A 20,833-nucleotide genomic window follows, 5' to 3' on the forward strand; every position below is an offset into this window, starting at 1 on the left:
CTTGCCTGCCGTGCTTTGTATTCCACTGTATCCAGCCCCGCCGCCGATACCCGAAGCCGCAATCGGCGGCGTTGCACGACACAAGTCCGATACCTCCTGCCAGTGAAATGGGCACCAACGGCGAAGCGAACAGCCTTCGCCAGCCAAACCCGACACAGGACAGGAGAATCACCATGAAAGCCATCCAACTCACCAACGCTTGCCTCTTCGCTGCCATCGCGGTCTTCGCCAGCTTCGGTGCCCAGGCCGCCGACGGCCAGCCGGTCGAGCAGTACCACTACGGTCAGAAACTGGATGTGAAGCAGGTCATCGCCATTCACGAAGAGGGTGCGTCGCCCTTCGGCTGCGGCATCGTCAACGCCCGCATGGACTACCTGGACTCCCACGGCCAGCCGCACAGCCTGGCTTACCGCAAGTTCGCCACCGACTGCAACGAAGGCGGTTGATTCCCCTCAGCCGCGGGCAGGGACGGCCGCGGCGTTTATTCCCTGGCGTTTATCCCAAGTGTGAACCCCACGGGCCGCCGGCCCACCGAGGTGACCATGTTGCTCATCGCGTTTCTCGGCGGGGCGCTGACTCTGCTCAGTCCCTGCATCCTTCCCGTGCTTCCATTGTTGTTGCAGCGTGCCGGCGGCCCGGTGTGGTCGCCCTGGGTCACGCTGCTCGGCCTGGCCAGCGGTTTCACCGTGCTGGCGAGCCTGGCGAGCGTTTCCAGCAACTGGGTGATCGCCGCCAGCGAGTGGGGCCGCTATTTCGCCCTCGTGCTGCTGTCGGTATCCGCGCTCGCGCTGCTCTGGCCGCGTTTCAGCGACTGGCTGGCCAAGCCCTGGGCGTGGATCGGTGACCGTCTGCATGGCGAAGCCCGGCGCATGCCGCCGGCTCTTTCCGCATGGGTACTGGGTTTCGCTGCTGGTCTGCTGTGGGCGCCCTGCGCCGGGCCGGTGCTGGGGCTGATTCTCTCCGGCGCTATGCTGCAAGGCCCGAGCGCGCAGACCAGCCTGCTGCTGTTCGCCTACGGCCTGGGTAGTGCCACGGTGCTCGGCGTGGTGCTCTTTGCCGGCCGCCGCCTGATGCAGCATCTTCGCCCGCGCATGGCCGTCATCGAAGGCCTGCGCCGCGCCACCGGTGTGCTTGCCCTGCTGGCCGTGGTTGGCATTGCCAGCGGTACCAGCGCGCAACTGGCTTCCGGCAGCTCTTCCACGCTGGTGAATAACCTGGAGCGCAAGGTCATCGACGGCGTACCCGCACTCATCAGTCAGCTTATGCCCGGCGACATGGCCCACGGCGCCGGGCGCCTGCCCGACCTCGGCCCGGCTCCCGAACTGCAAGGCGCCGTGGAGTGGATCAACAGCCCTGAACTTAACCTGCATGATCTGCGCGGCAAGGTAGTGCTGGTGGACTTCTGGACCTACGACTGCATCAACTGCCAGCACAGCCTGCCGTACGTGAACGCCTGGGCGAAGAAGTACGCGGACCAGGGGCTGGTGGTGATCGGCGTGCACACGCCGGAGTATCCCTACGAACGCATTCCGGCCAACGTCCGCGCCGCCGTGGAGAAACACGACATCCACTACCCGGTGGCTGTGGATAACCAATACCGCCTCTGGAATGCGTTCGGTAACCAGTATTGGCCGGCGCACTACTTCATCGATGCCCAGGGGCGGATTCGTCACCTTTCGATAGGCGAGGGCGGATATGAGGAGCAGGAACAGGTGATCCAGACGTTGTTGCAAGAGAGCAGGAGCGCGAAGGCGGAGACCAGACAATAGGCAAAGGAGGTCGGCGAATCGGCGTGGTCATCCCGCCACCTGATTTCGCCCCTGCTTCTTCGCCTCATACAGCGCCGCATCCGCACGCTCCACCAGCGCTTGTGCCGAGCTTTCCTGCCCCGACACTGACGCCGCGATGCCGATGCTGACACTCACCCGCCCCAGTGGGGAAAGCTCGTGGTGGAGGGCGAGCGCCTCCACCGCTTCAAGCAGCTTGTGCGCCATGCCACGTATGCCGGCGAGGTCGGTCATCGGCGCGAGAAGGACGAACTCTTCCCCGCCATAGCGCGCCACCAGATCGGTGGCGCGATGGGCCGAACCGGCTAGCGCTCGGGCGATCTCGCGCAGGCAGGTGTCGCCGGCTGGATGCCCATAGTGGTCGTTGTAGCGCTTGAACCAGTCCACATCCATCACCGCCAGGGCTAGTGGCTCGCCCGAGCGGCGGGCATGGCTCCACTCCTGTTCCAGTACCTGGTCGAAGCGGCGGCGGTTGGCAATGCCGGTAAGCCCGTCGGTCATGCTCATGGCCTGCAATCGGGTGTTGAGCTCGCGTAGCTCGTCGGTGCGCTCGGCGACGCGCAGCTCCAACTCATGTTCGGAAGTGCGCAGGTTTTCGACCAATTGCTGCTGGGTCTGGATCAGCTCCTCCTGCACCCGCGCCTTCTCCCGGCGCATCACGTTGAAGCGGTCGGCGAGGGCGAAGGCGAGCACGATCATTTCCATCGCCGAGCCCAGTTGCAGGCCATCGACGGTGAACATGTTGGTCGGAACAATACCCAGGGCGCGCAGCGAGGTCATCGCGCCGCCGAGCATCAGCAGCGCGAATGCGGCGAGGAAGAAGAACGCGCTGCGCTGGCGCTTGAAAGCGGCGACGCCAGCACCTGTCAGCAGGATTACCGCCGTGGCGAAGTTCAGCAGGATGCCGACGCGGGACACGTAGGGCAGCGCGACTGCATAGGCGACGAGGCTGAGCAGGTAGAGCAGGATCATCCCGCGCAGTACCCAGTCCAGGCGCGGCAGTATCCGGTCGAATTGCATCATCCGTCGGGCAAACTGCAGCAGTGCAGCAAGTGCGAGCGACACACCAGAGTAATAGATGACGTTGGAGTTGAGTGGCTCGCCGAGAATCGTCCAGTCGGGCGCCAGGCCATTCTTGATCGCCAGCGCCCCGGCGGTGCAGCTCACGAAGATCACGTAGAGCAGGTAGATCGGATCGCGCAGGGCGAGCAGCAGCATCAGGTTGAACAGGATCATCGCCACGGCGATGCCGAAGTACCACGCCTTGCCGGTGTAGTCGTCGCGTTCGTAGGTGGAGAATGCCTTCACCGGCCACAGCTGCAGCGGAACCAGCAAGCCGATACTGGACTCCACGCGCAGGTAGATCACCTGCTCGGAGTGCGCCGGAAGGTTCAATGGGAAGACGAAGTTGCGGTTCGGATAGACCTTGCTGCTTTGCGCGACATCGCTGCCGGTGTCGATAGTGCGGTAGGTGCCATCCGCTTGTGGAATGTTCGCCTGCACATGCGAGATCCGCGGATTCTCCACCACCAGCAGTCGCTGCAATGGTGCATCACGGGTGTTGCTGACTGTGAGCCGCAGCCAGAAGGCCGAGCGGGTGAACCCCATCGCCAATGAGCTGCCTGGCGGCTGGTCGGCCTTGAAGCGGGCCTGTTGCTGGGGGGCTTGTACGTCCGCCAATGTGAGGGCGCGGGTCGGGTCCTCCAGCACGGAGACGTAACTGGTCAGCGTCAGAGGTTGGTGCGTGACGCTGGCGGCGTCGATCACCGGGCCTGCCCAGGCGAGACGCGCGAGCAACAGGAGAGGAAGCAGGAGCCAGGACATCAGCTGCCGGTGCAATGCAGAAGCGGGCATACGGGGAGTCCGGACAGAAAGTGGTGTCGTCGGCCAAGTGAAGAGGCCGGGAAATTCTACAAGACCTGCCTGGCGGCCGCCAAAGCCTGCAGCCTTGGCTGATCACCCTGCATGCGTGGGAGTGTAGTGCGGTGGCGTGCCCAGTGGCGGGTTGTGGATGTGGGGCCTAATCGAATCGGTTGGCCAGAAACGAAAAAGCCCCGCATCTGCGGGGCCTTTTTTGAGCAGTGACGGTTAGATCACTTGCACTTGCTCAGCTTGCGGGCCTTTGGCGCCGGCGGTCACGTTGAAGCTGACGTTCTGGCCTTCGTCCAGCGACTTGTACCCGGTGCCTTCGATGGCGCGGAAGTGGACAAAGACGTCAGGACCGCTTTCCGGGGTGATGAAGCCGAAGCCCTTTTCAGCGTTGAACCATTTGACGATACCGGTTTGGCGAGTTGCCATGATGAATCTCCAATCAAAAATTAATCAGGCCCTGCAACATGCGTGGCGTGACTGGATGCGAAGTGAAGGGACCGCAAGGATGGAGAATCAAGAAGACAAAACATCGGACGGGCGCCGCTAAACCGAGCAGGCAGAGGTCCAGCATACAGACTTGGCAGGGAATAGGTAGGGATTTCGCGTGAAACTGCATAAATCGGTCAGGCGGTCAGGGAACCTTGCATTTGTTGCGTATAGTGGTCCGCTAGCCACCAATCTGGTGGCTCATCACCTTGGGTGACCTGATGTCCGATTCAGAGACGAAAAGCGCACGTTTGGAGCTGGATAAGAAAATCTCTGCCTTCTTGTCGAAGGGCGGCGAAATCCAGGAGATTCCAACCGGGAAGCATGGGCGCAAGGAGCCCTACAAACGAGCCGAGTTCACCATCGCCAGGCCGAAGAAGCCTGAGTCCTGATTCATCCGCTGGCATGAAGAAAAGGCCGTATCGATTGATACGGCCTTTTTTGTTTGCGAGGTGGAAGCTTGTAATCCCATGCTGGCTAGGTGATCGCTGGCGGTTTTTGGGCATCGTCTGTAGCCACATTCCGCTCCTCGGAGCAGTAGATGCGGATTACTCATATTACTGTCGTGCCAGACATTCAGAACTAATGAGATTCCTGAGCTAGGGGGCGATCTGAAAAGGTGAGACTCGGTATTCCAGATGGGGATTTCAGCGTTTTCCTGATGTTTCGTGCATGCCCCTTAAGCCACGAAAAACGGAAGAGATCAAGGGATTTATTTCCGTGGTGAGTATGAATGGCTCGGTGTGAGATGTGGTTCTGTCATGCGGGTGTGTGTGAAGGGTGATTTGTTTGGATAAGGATTTTCCTTAATGGTCCATGGGGTGATTCTTACAAAATGAAAAAAACGCATAAGAGATAATTTTTCCAGGGCAGATGGCTGCCCAATTTAGGAGAAATTATGAACGTCAATCTGAAGAAACTTATCGCCCTCGCCATCTTCGCTGCCCCGGGTTTCGCCGCGGCTGCAGATACCATCACTTTCAATGGTGAAGTTACTGATCAAACTTGTGCCGTCACCATCAACGGCACCACTGGCAATGCTTCCGTATTGCTGAACACCGTTGCCGCATCGACCCTGAGCACTGCCGGCAGCAAGACCGGTTCGACTCCGTTCACCCTGGGCGTCACCGGCTGCTCCACCTCCGGCTCGCAGTCCATCAAAGCCAAGTTCCTGGGCCATAGCGTTGATGCCAACGGCAACCTGGGCAACATCGCCACTGGCACCGCCGCGACCAACGTAGCCCTGCAACTGCAGGAAGCTGTTGGCGGCGCGGCAATCAACCTGGCCGGCGGCGTCACAACCGCCGCTACCGGCATCAACCTCGGCGGCAGCACTTCCGGCCAGCACGATTATGCCGTGCAGTACATCTCCGTACCGGGCGGCGCCACTCCGGGTCTGGTTACTGGCGTTACTGAATACACCGTGAGCTACCAGTAAGCCCGTCGCCAAATGCAACATTCATGTTGCGTGATAGTTGGGCGCCTAAGTGCGCCCGACTATTTGACTTTAATGCCTGAACATTAAGGCTCGGTGCGGTTTTCCAATCGGTAACAGTCGCTTGCCTAATGGATTTTTCTATTTCGACAGAAATATAGGGATATCGGCCAATTTATAAAGGCTCGGCCAAGTGCTGCCTGGATGGGGGTGTTTAGCCAATTTATCAGTAGGTGTTAGTGATGCATGAAAAGACGATTATTTCCAAGCTGCTAGTGGCAGCGTTGAGTATTTCCTGCATGGCGATGGCTGCTGGCGTGTCCGCCAGTGTGATCGTCACCGGTACTCGCTTCATATATCCAGCGGACGCGCGGGAAAAAACCATTCGCCTGACCAACCAGGATGATTATCCGAATGTCGTCCAGGCATGGGTCGACATCAATAATCCTCAATCAACTCCCACGGACGCAGACGCACCCTTCGTCATTACGCCACCCATGTTCCGCATGGAGCCAAAGGCTGGCCAGACCATGCGCATGTTGTACACCGGCCAGGGCCTGCCGCAGGACCGCGAATCGGTGTTCTACCTGAATGTCCTGCAGATTCCTCCCCGCAATTCCGCCTATGACGACCAGAGCCAGATGCTGGTGATGACCCGCAGCCGGCTGAAGGTTTTCTATCGCCCCGGCGGTATTCAGCAAAAGCCTGAAAGCGTCGCCAAGAGCTTGCGTTTCAGGCTCAAGCAGCAAGGCGGCGGCTGGGTTATCGACGTGGAAAATCCCACCGGTTACTTCGCCTCGTTTGCCGAAGGAAAGCTGGCCGCGGGCACTACGGAAACCCTGGTCCAGGCGGACATGGTGCCCCCCCTGTCCCACGCCAGCTGGCCTGTCCCGAAAGAGTTCTCGATACCTGCCGGCGCGCTGACCATGCGTTTCCTGCTGGTGAATGACTACGGAGCACGGGTTCCGAATGAAACGGAGGTCGCGCGTTAAGCGCGCGTTTAACATGATCAGCCCACATGACAAGGTTGACCTCAGGGCACCTTTTGCTCTCCGCAAGCTGTTCAAGGCGATGGCCGGGACCAGCATGGTGGCGATCGCCGGGATCGCCCATGCACAGACTTCAGGTGACCTGCTGGCCTACAGCTTCGACGACAACATGTTGATGGGCGCACCGCTGGGCTCGGGACAGTTGTCCCGCTTTAACCAGCCAAACCAGGTGGACCCTGGTACCTACAGTGTCGACCTGTTCGTGAATGGCAGCTTCATCGCCCGCCGGGCAGTCGAGTTCCGCCGCTACGGCGAGGGCAACCAGGCACAAACGGTGCCGTGCCTGAGCGACCGTTTCCTGGCCGATGCCATGCGCGTATTGCCAAGCAAGCTCAATGTCAGCGCCAAGAGCGGCCAGGATCTGAGCGACACGGCTCGTTGCGAACCGCTGGCCCTGCGTCTGCCCGGTGCTAGCGCCAAGTTCGATATCGCCCTGCTGCGGATGGATGTCGCCGTTCCCCAGGCGTTCATGGACAACAAGCCGCGCGGTTACGTCGATCCGTCGGAGTGGGATGTCGGCAGCACCATGTCGTTCCTCAACTACGACACGAGCTATTACCACTCCAAGTACACGGGGGGCGACAGCTCCGACTCGAATTACGGCTATGTCGGGGTGAATGGCGGCACCAATATCGGGCTCTGGCGCCTGCGCCATCAGGGCAACTACCGTTACTCGGATTACGGTGGCCAGTCCCAGCGGGAATACAACTCGATTCGCACCTACGCCCAACGAGCGCTGCCGGGCATCCGCAGCGAGATGACCGTTGGTGATACCTATACTGCAGGTGACCTGTTCAACAGCATGGGCTTCCGGGGTGTCCAACTGGGCTCCGACGACCGCATGCTGCCGGACTCGATGCGTAGCTATGCGCCGCAGATTCGCGGCGTGGCATCCACCAATGCCCGCGTGGTCGTCAGTCAGAACGGCCATGACATCTACGAAACCACCGTGGCGCCAGGCCCGTTCATCATTGATGATCTGGGCGGTACCAACTACCAGGGCGACCTCGACGTCAAAGTAGTGGAAGCCGATGGCCGGGTATCCAGCTTCACTGTCCCCTTCGCGGCGGTGCCAAGCTCCATGCGTCCGGGGCAATCGCGCTACAACGTCAGCGTTGGCCAGGCGCGCTACTACGGTAACGGCGATGATTATTTCGCTGACGCCACTTACCAACGCGGTATCAGCAACAGCCTGACGGTCAACACCGGCTCCCGAATCGCGCAGGACTATCTTGCCGTACTGGGCGGTGGTGTTGTGGCAAGCGAGCTCGGGGCTTTCGGCTTCAACACCACGTTCTCCACCGCCAAAGCCGAGAACAACCAGCGCAAGAGTGGCTGGCGTGCCGAAGCGACCTACAGCCGTACCTTCACGCCCACCGCCACCACGCTGACACTGGCTGGCTACCGCTACTCGACCGATGGTTTCCGCGATCTGTCCGACGTCCTCGGCGTGCGAGAGGCGGAGCACAATGGCACCGTCTGGAACTCCAGCACTTACCAGCAGCGCAACCAGTTCGTCACCACGGTGAGCCAATCGCTGGGCTCGTACGGGAGCCTCTATCTCTCCGGCTCCACGGCAGACTTCTACGATGGAAGCAGCCGTAACACGCAATTGCAGTTTGGCTACTCCGGTGGCTGGCGAGACCTGAGCTACAACCTCTCGTATACGCGGCAAAAATCGGTACGCCTCAACAACTCCGATTACACCGAAACGCTGCCTGAGTACATCACGCACATAAAGCAGAGCAACAGTTACGACGACAGCATCGTGATGCTGTCCCTCTCTCTGCCGCTGGGATCCAAGAGCTCCACCTTCGTGTCGGCATCGGCGTCTCATCGCTCCGGAAGCAGCGGCGGGGACTCCTATCAGACTGGCCTGAGTGGCACCCTGGGGCAGGATCGTACGCTGAGCTACAGCGTGAATGCCTCGCGTGACAGCGATTACCGCACGACGGACTGGGGCGGTTCGCTGCAGAAGCAACTGCCGAGCGCTACCGTGGGCGCGAACTATTCGCAAGGCGATGGTTACAAGCAGGTGAGTGGCAGCGCCCGTGGGGCATTGGTGGCACACAGCGGTGGCCTGACGTTCGGTCCCTACCTGGGCGACACCTTCGGCCTGGTCGAGGCCAAAGGCGCGGAAGGGGCCACGATTCGGGGTGGCCAAGGGGCCCGCATCAACAGCTCTGGCTACGCCATCGTGCCATCGCTCAACCCCTATCACTACAACCAGGTCAGCCTCAATCCGCAGGGCATCAACAGCAAGACCGAGCTGGTCGAGACCGACCGCCAGGTGGCGCCGTATGCCGGCGCAATGGTCAAGCTCGAGTTCAAGACGTTGTCTGGCCAGGCACTGCTGATTGTTGCCAAGCGCGCGGACGGCTCGGCGCTACCGCTGGGAGCCGGCGTATTCGGCAATGGCGGCGCGAGCTTGGGCATGGTGGGGCAGGGAGGGCAACTCTATGCCCGCGCCGAGGCCGCCAAGGGGGAATTCACCGTCAAGTGGGGTGATGCCAGCGATGAGCAATGCAAGCTGCCTTATGACATGACGGGCCAGAACACCGAAGGCCAAGTGCTTGTTCGTTTGAACGGCACGTGCGGCTAAGGCGACAGCAGAAAAGGTATTAGGATCATGCTTCAGCATATTCTTGCAAAATTGGCGCAGGTATCGGCCTGCAGGCGCTACCGCCCCTGGCTCGGGGCTGTGCTGACTGTCATCGGGGTGATGGTGGGTGAGCAGGCGTCGGCGACGTGTTACACCGTGACCGCCACGACTACTGGAACTCCCACCGGCAACAACACAATCAAGGCGAGTGAGGGTGTTCTGGTGCCCTATTCGCAACTGCCCGATGCAGGCCGAAATGGTTCGCTGGGCTTGCCCAACATCCTGCTGGTGAATACCGACCTCAGCATTCAGCCGGCAGGTACGGTTCTGGCCACCAGCGTGATGCCATTCACCAAGTATGCGATCACCGGCGGTTATGACCCGAACGCAGTATTCTGGCGGTGTGCCCCCGGCGATGACGTCGCCGAAATGTTTTCCATGCACGGTAACGTCAACCCATACGGCAGCGCATTGAATAACCAGGCGAAGTACGGCGGGAATGTCTACTCCACGAAATGGGCGGATGTGGGGATTCGCATCACCAACCTTGCCTCGGGCCAAACCTACGACAATATCTTCAAGACCCGGTCCTTCGACAAGAGCACCCTGGACAGGGACAGTGCCGGCTACCTGCTGATCAAGGCCAAGAACTTCTCCGACGTGAAGTTCGAGTTGATACGTGTCGATCCCGCGGATAACGCTTTACCGGGCTCCGAATACAAATCCGCCGGCTCCTATGATGCCGAACCCTGGGCCATCGCCTACACCTTGTTCTACAACACGGGAGCGGCCAATGCGGGGTATACCCCGAAACCGGGTGACCCCGGCAATTACACCACTGGCTTCAGGGGTTATGGCTGGGTCGGCATGGTTGGTTTCTACAAGAACATCTATCTTCGTCGCTCGGCTACCTGTGCGGTCACGAATGTCACACCGGTGGTCAACTTCCCCACCATCATGGTGAATGAGCTGAATTCGGGGCAAAGCCGTACGCAGCCGTTCGTCATCGAGTCCAATTGCCAGGCGGGCGCGATAGTCAACTCGACGTACTCCGATACATCCTACGGCTCGTTCGTCTACAACTCGTCCACCGTCACCTGCGGCCAGGGGATGTCCTACCAGTCGTACAACAATGCGTTGTGCCTCAGCCGCTCCGGGGCGGCGCTTGGTCTGCTGCCGACCAGTGCCAATGCCATTGCCCAGGCTCAGGCCATGAATCTCCAGACGGCGAGTGGCGGCCTGACTTACCTGTTGTCCGACAATTACGGTATTTCCAGTGACGTCGCCAAGGGTGTCGGCATCCAGATCAGTCGCAACAACCAGCCGATGAACCTGCTGAGCAACCAGAACTCGGCCAACGCCGCTACGGATGCGGCCGCCAATCTGGTGGGGTGGTACAAGCTGGTGGATACCAACACCATGCCCCTGGGGGGAGGCAAATACCGCGAAACCTTCCAGGCCAAACTCACGAAGCTGCCCGGCGTGCCCAACAGCGGTGTGACATCTGGCAAGGTCAGTGCGACTGCTCGGGTGCTGATCCAGGTGCAGTAACCAAACCTCGCGCCGGAACGGCACCCCTCCAACGCAGGAGGGGTATCGCTTCGGCTGAGGGCTTCCACGGTTGGCGAAGTAGTGCCAGGAAATACATGGGCGACGTTGAGATGCTCGCGGCAGCTGCGTTGTGCCAGGCAAGATCGGAGTCACGGGGGCATTGTTTCGTGTGCAGTAAATGGATGGTCCGAATATCGGATGCGCTGCTTTGTCTTTGCGCGCTCGTGCTCAGCACAATGGCTTTTGCCGGCGTCACAGCGGAAAGTACCCGGGTAATTTTTCCTTCCGACCTCAATGAGGTAGCGGTTTTACTGGTCAACGCCAACAAGTACCCCGTGTTGGTGCAGACCTGGATGGATGATGGCGGACTCGACTCCACACCCGACAAGGCAATCTCCAGTTTCATGTCTTTGCCGCCAGTGTTCCGACTGGAGCCCAGCGAGCGCCGCTCCCTCCGGATCATATTCACCGGAACGGCGGCCTTGCCCACCGACCGCGAGTCTGTTTTCTGGCTCAACATCCACGAAGTTCCTCCGACGGAAGCAGTCCAGGGCATGCAGCCCGAGCAGCAACGCCTGGTGGTCTCCATGCATACGCAAATGAAGGTGTTCTACCGTCCGGTAAAGCTCGCGATGCCGCCGGAAGAGGCCGCAGGCAAGCTGACCTTCCAGTGGCAGCAGACCGGAAGCAAGGCAGCAGTGAAGGTTAGTAATCCAACGCCCTATTACATGACATTGACGGGGGTGGAATTGTTGGCGGGCGACAAGCATCAACCGCTGAAGGGCAAGATGATCCCACCTTTCAGCACGCTGCCATTGGAAGCGGAAGGACAGCGTCCAGGCGGCCCTATCCGGGTGGAATTCAGTTGGCTGGACGACAGTGGCAACGCGCAGGTGACGAAAACCACCCTGCAGTGAAGTGCGCTCGCTTTGAAAGACGGGAACACTTCAGTCCATCCGGACACGCGGTTCTACGAATGCCCGCACAGCTGGCGAACCTACTCGATCTCGATTCGACAACCATGTTCGTCAGCGTGCTCAGGCCGTTGGCCGCGCGCAGCATGCACAGCACTTGCCAGCCGTTGCGCTCCAGCGGCGTGAGGCGAACATCCAGCATGAGCGCGACGGGCGTGGTCAGTGACGTATCTCGCCGCAGTGGATGGGTGAGGTGGTCTGCCATCGGAAGGACTCCAGGGTTGGGGCCGGCATGGCCCGTTGCCTGGCATCACATCGCGCCCCGCCTGTACGTCAGCAAACAATGCGGTATGTGCCGCAGTACATTTTTTGGAGCGGCAAGCGGTGGGAGGAAAGGTCGTGCAGCCAACAGGATGTTCATCTCGTTGATCAGCCTGCGATCATCCCGACATCTGCAAATGGTCGCGGCAGCAACTCAACGGCTTCGACCATGCGCCACTTTCCATCCGTCGTGCCGTAGCCACTGCCCGGCAGTGCAATGATGCGACGCGCTCACTTCAACGAGATGAGCCCCGCATGGGTAGGTCGGAAGCCGCAGGCGTCCCGATAGAAAGATTGCAGGTGCGGTTCGAAGTCCACATGGAGCCAATCGCAATCCGCTTGCTTCGACCGAGCCACCGCTTCTTCGATCAGAACCTTTGCAATACCTTGACGCTGGAAAGCGGGGGCTACCATCGTGTCGAGCACGAAGGCGTGGGCTGCGCCATCCCATGCAAGGTTCACGAACCCGACGAGTCGCGTGGCTCGCCGAGCGAGAACCCAGCCAAGACTGAACTGGTTCACTCGCGACCACCAGTCGTTGCTTCGCAACGGGTGCCCAAAGCATTCGGCATGGAGGGCATTGACCTCGGTGTTCTCGAACGCACCTCGCCATTCGATCATGTTCAAGCTCCTCTCGATATTCGACTTCTTCCAGCATGGCCCGTTGCACGGAAGGGGTGTTTAGGTGGGACCGCTTGCAATGATGGGTGTGCGCGCAACCGCCACATCTCGGTGAGATCGACTCTCGATCATGACGTGAAATACAGAACGATCCCGGCGACAACGATGGCAGCGTAAGCCGCCATCTCCGTCCATGCGCGTGTTCCGGGCGATCCTAGATCGCAAAGGGCATCCGCTTGAGTGGCGAGCAAGGCTCCGGCGCCTCGCGATCGTTTGGCACTGGCGCGTGGAAGGCATGGAAAAAGAGTTGGATCAGCGTGGCGCCGACAAAGAGCCTGCCAAGAAACGAGACGGACTCCCCGCCCATGGCGAAGATCGCGATGGCGAGCACAACCCCAACGGCCAGCATCACGATGTCGGAGGTGTCCGTGGCGAAGGCTTTGCCGTCATACGCCTTGTCGAGCGCCGAACGGCGCTTCTTATACGGGAGTAGAAAGAAATAAGTGAACTTCAGAAGCGAAAAGATGCTGAGCAGCAAGACCACTGCGGCGACGATACCGTGAAAAGAACGCGGCATGTTGGACTCCGTTATCTATAGTTGCGCCTCGCCACTCTAACTGGCGCCGTGGGTTGAGGGTGTCAGAGTTCTATCCATTCGACAGACTGGCGGTTCCTGCCATCACCTCCCCGACGACGACCTGTACCACCTGGGGCAGGTTTTTCAAGGTGACCGCCTCAATCGGCGAGCGCTCCCCCAGGGTGTCATACGGGCGCAGCATTGCATGGTAGATCGCCCAGGAATCCACGCTGCGCGGAACGTGTTGAAGCACCTCCTGAATCAATGCGTGCTTGACCGGATCAAGGTGCCAGTCTGGTACGCGCTGGCCCCGGTTGCCCAGGTGAATTGCCAGCAGGCGGCCAGCTTGGATTTCGTAGCTGACCCAGCGACGGGACTTGCCGACGAGTTGGGCATACTCGGCCACCGGCAGATTGTGCGGGGCTTCGAGCAGGACGAGCAACATCATGCGCTCGCGCTGGATCGGGGGAATGGCGCGCTGGCCGTTGATACAGTCCACACGAACGGCGGACAGGCGTTGCACGGGCGGTTTGGACACACAGGGTGCTTCATTGGGGGCGCCGCCTACCAATGACGCCAGCGCGGATGGTGCCGGCGAGGTCGAGGCGCTGCCAGTCTGCCTGGCATCCCATGTGGGAGCATCGTTCAAGACCGGCGATAGCGTGGTGCTGGCGGCGTCCATCTGGTTCTGCTCGAACAGATCCAGACGGTCGGCCCAGTCCTGCATCATGCGGCGCCGCTGTTCAATGTACTCGGCATGGTTGTAGGCCGCGCTGACATTGTCGCGATCGGTATGCGAAAGCTGGGCTTCGATCCAGGCCTTGGGGTAGCCAATCTCATTCAGCGCGGTGGAGATCGTGCCGCGGATACCGTGCCCGGTCAACCGATCGCCGTAGCCCAGGCGCTTCAATGCCGTATTCAAGGTGTTTTCGCTGATGTACTGCTTGAGGCAACTGTCATGGTGAAGCAGGTAGCGCTGTGGGGGTTTGACACGATCCAGCAGGAAGCGAACGATTTCCGTTGCTTGCTCGGACAGCGGCACGATGTAGGGTGGGATGTCGGCGGAGGCTTTGGTGTCCTTGAGCATCCTCAATTGCAACTGCTTCATCACCGCCGGAGAAATAATCCACAAGCCCTGATCCAGATGAAACTGGTCGGGTGTCGCGCGGCGCAGTTCGCCAGTCCGAACACCGGTCAACAAAAGCAAGCGCAAGCCCAGTTGGGTCTGATGTCTGCCTGGGTACTTGCGCAGGGTCTGAAGCAATGCCGGCAATTCAGGCATGCGCAGGAAAGGGTTGTGGCGCACCGGCGGCTGGGGCACCGCGACCACATCCAGATCGAAGGCCGGATTGCGATCCAGCCCTGGCACGATCACCAGGGCGAAGCGAAAAAGCTGGTTGAACCAGGTGCGGACCTTTCTCGGCCACGGACAGCGCTTTGCGCTGCTCGATGCGCCCGAGGATTTCCAGCAGATCGGCGCGGGCGATGTCATGGATCGAGCGCTTGGCCAGGACCGGCAACACGTCCTTGGCGAAAACACGAGGCAGGACAGCCAGCGTACTTTGGCGACCGTGCTTGAGGCTGAGCTCGCGATGCGCGAGCCACTTCCCATACACCGCCTCGAAAGTGTGTTCCGCTGACTGGCGTACCAACTGGTGTTGAAGTTTGCGCTGCGCGCAAGGATTGATGTTTTGGGCGAGTAGGGCGCGGGCCTCGTCACGCCGCATGCGGGCATCGCGCAGGTCGACCTCGGGATAGCGCCCCAAGGACATACGTTTTTGCTTGCCAAGCCATGAGTAGCGGAAATGCCAGGACTTGCTACCACGCGCATTGACGCTGAGGGACAGTCCGTCGAAATCGCCCAGTGTGTAGTTCTTGCCGGTGGTCTTGGCTTGCCGGACCACCCTGTCGGTGAGTGCCATGTCAGCTCCTGAATTACGTCAGAAGTTGAACCTTTACTCTATGGCACGCTTGATCCCAGCAACAATCCGGATTCGAACCCAACCGCTTTTCGATGGACTGAAAAATGGACTAAATCAGTCCATAAGCGGGTGGATTCCAGTGGATTTCACTGGCCGCCGATCAAGGGGAAAATCCTTTGATGACAGGCACTTGTGGAACCGGTTGGATTCCAGTGGAAGCTGATGTGGAGCGGGCGAAGGGAATCGAACCCTCGTCATGAGCTTGGGAAGCTCAGGTAATGCCATTATACGACGCCCGCTTGGGGGTGCCTTTTTACCAGAAGGGCGGGGCTTAGTGAAGCCTTGGCCGGCGAGGGGCGCAGGTGGAGCGGATTTCGTGAGGCGGTTGGTGCGATAAAAAGCCGGGGGCGGAAGGTTGGGGCCGGTCCCCGGCTTTGTGTGCTGGCCGCATCAGCCCACCATGGCGGCGATAGGAATGCCCTGGCTGCTGGGCAGGTAGGGATTGGCCAGTGCCGGTTGGCGTTGTGGCTGGAGGAAGCCGAGCAGGGCGTCCTGGGTTTCCTGCCAGGCTTTCTTGTGCTCCACGTCGATGAAGTGCCCGGCGTTGCGGATGGTGCGGAACTCGCAATCACTGATCAGTTGCTGGAACAGCTTGGCATCGGTCGGGGTGGTGTAGAGGTCCAGCTCACCGTTGAGGAACAGCAGCGGGATGTCGATGGCGGCGAACTTCTCCATGTAGCTCTCGGCGCTGAGCTTGAGCACCTGGCAGACGTGGAAGTGCATCTGCCGGTATTCGTGCTCGTCGAGGCCGCTGACGTGGCGGAAGTTGTAGCGCTTGAACAGCTGCGGCAGGTAGCGGCCGATGGTGTCGTTGACCAGGTTGCCGATATTGGTGCGGTCGCAACTGGCGAGATAGTCCAGGCCGCGGTGCAGGTAGTCCAGCATCGGTGCATTGAGCAGCGGCGAGAAGGAATTGATCACCGCTTTCTGAATCCGCGCCGGGCGTTCCGCGAGGGCGAGCAGGGTAGCTACGCCGCCCCAGGAGAAGGACATCACCACATCGGCGCGGTAGTGCTCGATCAGGCCGAGGAGCAACTGCGCCTCGTATTCCTTGGTGATGAGCTCGCGGCAATCGTTGTGGGCCTTGGACCGGCCCGCGTAGGGCTGGTCGTAGCAGACGACGTTGAAGTGCGGTTGCAGGTATTTCACTGTTTGCGCGAAGGAGGCGGTGGTCGCCAGCGAGCCATTGACCAGGATGATGGTCTGCTGCGCTTCCCTGTTGGCGTGAAACTCCGTGTGTACCCGGTGTTGCTGAATCTCGACGACGGCGGTTTCCGGCCTCATGTCGTATTCCTCCAGACGCAGGTCATGGTGCGCATCCACCATCGGATGCGAAGAAAGTACCCAGGCAGAGGAAAGCGTCTTGACGTGACAGCTTCATGTCACTCGACGAAAGTTAACAATCTCTTGATTTTCAAATGGTTACGACATCATAAGACGACGTTCCGAAGCCCGTGCGGGCGCGGAAGTTGGCTTCTGATCAGGCGGGGGGAAGGTGCGGCTCGGGGAACGGCTGCCGCGAAAATCATTGTTAGCTGTGCTGCGTGACTCATTGGTCACGCTTGGGCCTGAGTTAAGCAGGCTGGTCCGGCGCCTGCAACAGCCACTGGGCGCTTGAGTCACATGCTTTTGCCGAATTCCGACGAAATGACATTTCTCTCTGCGATTGTCCGGCGCTTTGGTGAAGCCGGATTACACTCATGTGATAGCTGTCATTCCCCTTGCCGAAGACGAGCGATTTCGCCGTGCTCCCCCCTGAGGCCGATACCGCGTGCGGAGCGGTTCAATGGCACTTCTTCCACGGTTGCGCACATTGCTGGTCCTGGCCCCGGCCGCATGGCTGTGTGCGGAAGCCATGGCCGAAGATCGGTATGGCTGCGAGCAACCGATCACCGTGGCATACACCCGCAACGTGGTGTTCTTCCATGACGATGTCGGCATCGACCCAGCCCTGATCGCCGAACTGGCCAAGCGTACCGGGTGCCGGTTCGAGGCCTCGGTTCGCCCGCGCGACGAAATCTGGAGCATGCTCGAAAGTGGCACGCTGCAGATGGGCACCAGCGGCGTGGCCACGCCGCAGCGGCGCGCCTACACCTACCTGCTGCCTTACCTCTATATGCGCAACAAGCTGATCGTGCGCGACGACCTGGGCGCGATGAGTACCCTGGACGCCTTCCACGACATGCCCGGTGCACGGCTGGGAGTCATTGCAGGCTACCGCCATGGCGCCTACATCGACGGCATGTTGCGCATCCTCCGAGCCGAGGGGCGGGTGGTGGAATACAAGGACGACGCCAGCCGCTTCACCGCGCTGCTCAATGGCAATGTGGAGGGAGTGATCGGCCATGAGATGAACCTCGAGGGGGCGGTGAAGGATCGCCGTCAAAGGGAACGCTTTCATGTGGTAGATGTGATGCCCGGACCGGCGACGCCCCATAACCTGATGCTTTCGCGCAAGCGCTTCACCCCGGCGCAAAGCGCTGAATGGATGCGCCTGGTGGAAACGTTGTGGCTGGACGGAACCCTGGCACGGATCATGAGCAACAACGCACCGCCTTCGGTGGCGGAAGGACTGCTCGACAGCGGCTATCGCTACAGCTCCACGGACAGAGGCTGGTAAAGGATGAAGGCATTCGAACGGGGTATTCCGCTGCAACTGCTGGTGGCTGGGGCCATCATCGCCAGCATGCTGGTGCTGGCGGGTGCGTTGCTGATCCAGGGATACCGGGGCGTGGAGGGTGCGCTGGTGACGGCGGCCGGGGAATCGGCCAGCCAGTTGGGCGCGACTATCAACGAGCGCATCCGGCGCCTGATCGACCCGGCGGAAAGCGCGCTGCGCCTGCTTACCCACGACCCCATCTCGCAGACGGACAACCTGCCGGCGCGCCTCGATCGCCTGCCCATGCTGGTGGAGAACCTGCGTGCCAACCGCACCCTGAGCGCGGTGTACATCGGTTACCCGAATGGTGAGTTCCTGCTGATCCGCGCCTTGCGCGTACCCGAGGTGCGCCGTGCTCTCCAGGCGCCCGACGCGGCCAAGTACCTGGTGCAGAGCCAGACGCTCAACGGCCAGGGCGGGCTGCTCGGTGAGTGGCGTTTCTACGACAGCGAGCTGCGCCTGCTGCGTGTGCAGGAGCGGCCGGATTACCAGTACGACCCGCGGCAGCGCCCCTGGTACACGGAGGCGCGAAGCACGAGCAAGACCGTGCTGACCCAGCCCTACGTCTTCTTCACCACCCGCGAGATCGGTCTGACCCTGGCGCACCGTAGCGTCGACGGCGCGGCAGTGATCGGCATGGACGCTTCGGTCAACGACCTGGGCGGCGAAATGGGCGACCTGCGCCAGACCGCCCATACCGAGTTGGCGGTCGTGGACGGCAAGGGCACGGTGATCGCCTACCCGGACCTCTCCAAGCTGATGGTCCGTGACGGCGATCAACTGCGACTGGCCACGCTGGACGAGTTGAAGGTGCCCAGCCTGAGTGAACTGAACGTCAATTCCGTGCCCTCTGGTACGCCGCAGTCGTATCAGGTGAACGGCGAGGACTGGTATGGCATCTGGGTGCCGCTGTCGAACTTCACCAGCAACGAAGTGCGGGTGCTGATCGCGATTCCCGCCGTGGAGTTGCTGGCCGGCGCGCGCCAGTTGCTGTTCAACCAGGCGCTATGGAGCGGGACCCTGCTGCTGGTATTGCTGCTGATTGGCTGGTACATCGGCCGGCGCATCGCCCGGCCGCTGACCGCGCTGGCCGACCAGGTTGGCGCCCTGGCGGCGTTCGATTTCGCCCGGCCGGTGGGCGTGGAGTCGAAGATCGCCGAGGTTCGTGACTTGAGCAGTGTCATGGGCAGCATGTCGCGCACCATCCACAACTTCCAGGCCATCACCCTGACCCTGAGCCGCGAGACACGTCTGGAAAGCATGCTCGAGGGTGTGCTCTCGCGTTTGGTGGAGGCCACCGCCGTGATGGGCGGCGCTGTCTATCTGCTGGAAGACGAGGAGTGCCGCCTGCGACTGGCTTGCACGGTTAACGGCGAGCAGTACCCGCAGTCCATGCTGATCGAAGGTTTTACCGAGGCGGAGCTGGCCGAGCGGGTGGACCTGGCATTGGCCAATCGCGGGCAGTTCCTGGAGGTATCGCTGCGTAACCGCTCGGACGAGTTGCTGGGCATCCTGGTCCTGCAGCTGGCGGAAGAGGGCGCCCACAGCCGCCAGCCGCGCAAGCCGTTCAAGCGTTTCGTCGAGGAGCTTTCCGGCGCTGCCGCCGTGGCCATCGAGACCCGTCAGTTGATCGAGGCACAGCAGCGCTTGCTGGATGCGATCATCAAGCTCCTGGCCGACGCCATCGACGCCAAGAGCCCCTACACCGGCGGCCACTGCGAGCGCGTGCCGCAACTGGCCGACCTGCTGCTGCAGAAGGTCATCGATTCGCGCGATGGCGAGTACGCCAGCTTCGACATGAACGATCTGGAGCGCTACGAGTTCCAGATCGCCGCGTGGCTGCATGACTGCGGCAAGATCACCAGTCCCGAGTATGTGGTGGACAAGGCCACCAAGCTGGAAACCCTCTATAACCGCCTGCATGAGGTCCGCACGCGCTTCGAGGTGATCTGGCGCGACATCGAACTGGACTACTGGCGCGGTATTGCCGCGGGCAGCGACATCGGCTTGCTGGCCGCGCGCCGCGACGCCTTGCACGAGGCGTTGAAGGAGGATTACGCCTTCGTCGCCCAGGCCAACGTCGGTGGCGAGTTCATGAAGGACGAGGATATCGAGCGTCTCAAGCAGATCGGCGAGCGCCGTTGGATGCGTTACTTCGATGATCGCCTGGGCATCTCCCACGACGAAGCCGAGCGTCTCCAGGGACGGCCTGAGCGACCGCTGCCGGCGGAGGAATTCCTTCTCGCCGACAAGCCCGAGCACCGCGTGCCGTGGGGCGAGCGCAAACCGCCGGTGGTCAAGGGCGACCCGCGCAATATCTGGGGCTTCGACATGCGCCTACCACCCTACGCGAGCAACTACGGCGAGCTGTACAACCTGGGCATTCGCCGCGGCACGCTGAACGAGGAGGAGCGTTTCAAGATCAACGAGCACATCGTCCAGACCCTCATGATGCTCACCACCTTGCCGCTGCCCCGCCATCTGCGCCGCGTGCCGACCATCGCCGCCAACCACCACGAGAAGATGGATGGCACCGGCTACCCGCGCAAACTCAACCGTGACCAGATGAGCATCCCCGAACGGGTGATGGCGATTGCCGACATCTTCGAGGCGCTGACCGCCGCCGACCGGCCCTACAAGGCGCCGAAGACGCTATCCGAGTCGTTGAAGATTCTCGCCTTCATGGCCCGTGACCAGCACATCGACGCTGACCTGTTCCGCCTGTTCATCAGCCAGGGCGTGTACCGTGAGTACGGCGAGCGCTTCCTCCAGCCCGAGCAGATGGATGTCGTGGACGTGCGCGCGATCCTGGAGATCCTGGACGGGGTGAAGGCTTGATCTTTGGCCAATGTGGGAGCGAGCTTGCTCGCGAAGCTCTTCTTCGCCGACGTGGGCTCGCGAGCAAGCTCGCTCCTGCGAAGGGCGTAAATGCAAACCGCCGGCATCAGCCGGCGGTTTGCATTCTGGGGAGCGGGTA

Annotated in this window: 15 protein-coding genes, 1 tRNA gene and 1 pseudogene; 10 read left to right on the plus strand and 7 right to left on the minus strand. The window is 61.0% G+C overall.

Annotation, left to right across the window (positions count from 1 at the left end; all coding sequences use genetic code 11):
- Window positions 1-173: 173 nt before the first annotated feature.
- Both JVX91_RS11590 and JVX91_RS11595 read left to right on the plus strand, forming a co-directional pair.
- Window positions 174-446, plus strand: a complete 273-nt coding sequence (locus tag JVX91_RS11590; protein WP_205339351.1) for a DUF2790 domain-containing protein — start codon at window positions 174-176, stop codon at window positions 444-446.
- A gap of 96 nt (window positions 447-542) precedes the next feature.
- On the plus strand, window positions 543-1,769 hold the full coding sequence (locus tag JVX91_RS11595) for a cytochrome c biogenesis protein DipZ (protein ID WP_205339352.1): 1,227 nt from the start codon (window positions 543-545) through the stop codon (window positions 1,767-1,769).
- A gap of 27 nt (window positions 1,770-1,796) precedes the next feature.
- Here JVX91_RS11595 and JVX91_RS11600 read toward each other — a convergent pair whose 3' ends face one another.
- Both JVX91_RS11600 and JVX91_RS11605 read right to left on the minus strand, forming a co-directional pair.
- Entirely contained in the window at window positions 1,797-3,641 is a 1,845-nt protein-coding gene (locus JVX91_RS11600) for a diguanylate cyclase (protein WP_205339353.1), read from the minus strand.
- 234 nt (window positions 3,642-3,875) lie between these two features.
- A complete protein-coding gene (locus JVX91_RS11605; RefSeq protein ID WP_205339354.1) occupies window positions 3,876-4,085 on the minus strand; it encodes a cold-shock protein in 210 nt (69 codons plus the stop codon).
- A gap of 281 nt (window positions 4,086-4,366) precedes the next feature.
- Here JVX91_RS11605 and JVX91_RS11610 point away from each other — a divergent pair, with 281 nt between their 5' ends.
- The 6 genes from JVX91_RS11610 (at window position 4,367) to JVX91_RS11635 (ending at window position 11,699) form a co-directional block, all read left to right on the plus strand.
- The gene (locus JVX91_RS11610) at window positions 4,367-4,537 is read left to right on the plus strand and encodes a hypothetical protein (protein ID WP_205339355.1); all 171 of its coding nucleotides are present in this window, start codon (window positions 4,367-4,369) and stop codon (window positions 4,535-4,537) included.
- A 506-nt stretch (window positions 4,538-5,043) separates the two neighbouring features.
- The gene (locus tag JVX91_RS11615; RefSeq protein ID WP_205339356.1) at window positions 5,044-5,583 is read left to right on the plus strand and encodes a fimbrial protein; all 540 of its coding nucleotides are present in this window, start codon (window positions 5,044-5,046) and stop codon (window positions 5,581-5,583) included.
- A gap of 239 nt (window positions 5,584-5,822) precedes the next feature.
- Window positions 5,823-6,572, plus strand: coding sequence for a molecular chaperone (locus tag JVX91_RS11620; protein ID WP_240201728.1), 750 nt, complete (start codon window positions 5,823-5,825; stop codon window positions 6,570-6,572).
- Window positions 6,573-6,585: 13 nt separating this feature from the next.
- Window positions 6,586-9,231 carry a fimbria/pilus outer membrane usher protein gene (locus JVX91_RS11625; protein WP_240201729.1) on the plus strand — a complete coding sequence of 882 codons (2,646 nt, stop codon included), beginning with the start codon at window positions 6,586-6,588 and terminating at the stop codon, window positions 9,229-9,231.
- A 27-nt stretch (window positions 9,232-9,258) separates the two neighbouring features.
- Window positions 9,259-10,782, plus strand: coding sequence for a fimbrial protein (locus JVX91_RS11630; protein ID WP_205339357.1), 1,524 nt, complete (start codon window positions 9,259-9,261; stop codon window positions 10,780-10,782).
- Window positions 10,783-10,877: 95 nt separating this feature from the next.
- Window positions 10,878-11,699, plus strand: a complete 822-nt coding sequence (locus tag JVX91_RS11635; RefSeq protein ID WP_240201730.1) for a molecular chaperone — start codon at window positions 10,878-10,880, stop codon at window positions 11,697-11,699.
- Window positions 11,700-12,248: 549 nt separating this feature from the next.
- Here the strand turns inward: JVX91_RS11635 and JVX91_RS11640 are convergent.
- From JVX91_RS11640 to JVX91_RS11660, 5 genes and pseudogenes are all read right to left on the minus strand, one after another.
- On the minus strand, window positions 12,249-12,638 hold the full coding sequence (locus tag JVX91_RS11640) for a GNAT family N-acetyltransferase (RefSeq protein WP_205339358.1): 390 nt from the start codon (window positions 12,636-12,638) through the stop codon (window positions 12,249-12,251).
- A 214-nt stretch (window positions 12,639-12,852) separates the two neighbouring features.
- Window positions 12,853-13,215: a hypothetical protein gene (locus tag JVX91_RS11645; RefSeq protein ID WP_205339359.1), complete on the minus strand. Its 363-nt coding sequence runs from the start codon at window positions 13,213-13,215 to the stop codon at window positions 12,853-12,855.
- A 70-nt stretch (window positions 13,216-13,285) separates the two neighbouring features.
- Window positions 13,286-15,137 (minus strand): annotated as a pseudogene (locus JVX91_RS11650) (integrase arm-type DNA-binding domain-containing protein).
- A 225-nt stretch (window positions 15,138-15,362) separates the two neighbouring features.
- A tRNA-Gly gene (locus tag JVX91_RS11655) sits at window positions 15,363-15,436 on the minus strand.
- A 151-nt stretch (window positions 15,437-15,587) separates the two neighbouring features.
- Window positions 15,588-16,481 carry an alpha/beta hydrolase gene (locus JVX91_RS11660; RefSeq protein ID WP_205339360.1) on the minus strand — a complete coding sequence of 298 codons (894 nt, stop codon included), beginning with the start codon at window positions 16,479-16,481 and terminating at the stop codon, window positions 15,588-15,590.
- A 502-nt stretch (window positions 16,482-16,983) separates the two neighbouring features.
- On the opposite strand from JVX91_RS11660, the gene JVX91_RS11665 reads away from it, so the two are divergent.
- Together JVX91_RS11665 and JVX91_RS11670 are read left to right on the plus strand one after the other, a co-directional pair.
- Window positions 16,984-17,817, plus strand: coding sequence for a transporter substrate-binding domain-containing protein (locus JVX91_RS11665; protein ID WP_205339361.1), 834 nt, complete (start codon window positions 16,984-16,986; stop codon window positions 17,815-17,817).
- A 3-nt stretch (window positions 17,818-17,820) separates the two neighbouring features.
- The gene (locus JVX91_RS11670; protein ID WP_205339362.1) at window positions 17,821-20,694 is read left to right on the plus strand and encodes an HD domain-containing phosphohydrolase; all 2,874 of its coding nucleotides are present in this window, start codon (window positions 17,821-17,823) and stop codon (window positions 20,692-20,694) included.
- Window positions 20,695-20,833 lie beyond the last annotated feature (139 nt).

The organism is Pseudomonas sp. PDNC002 (assembly GCF_016919445.1).
Classification (GTDB): domain Bacteria; phylum Pseudomonadota; class Gammaproteobacteria; order Pseudomonadales; family Pseudomonadaceae; genus Pseudomonas.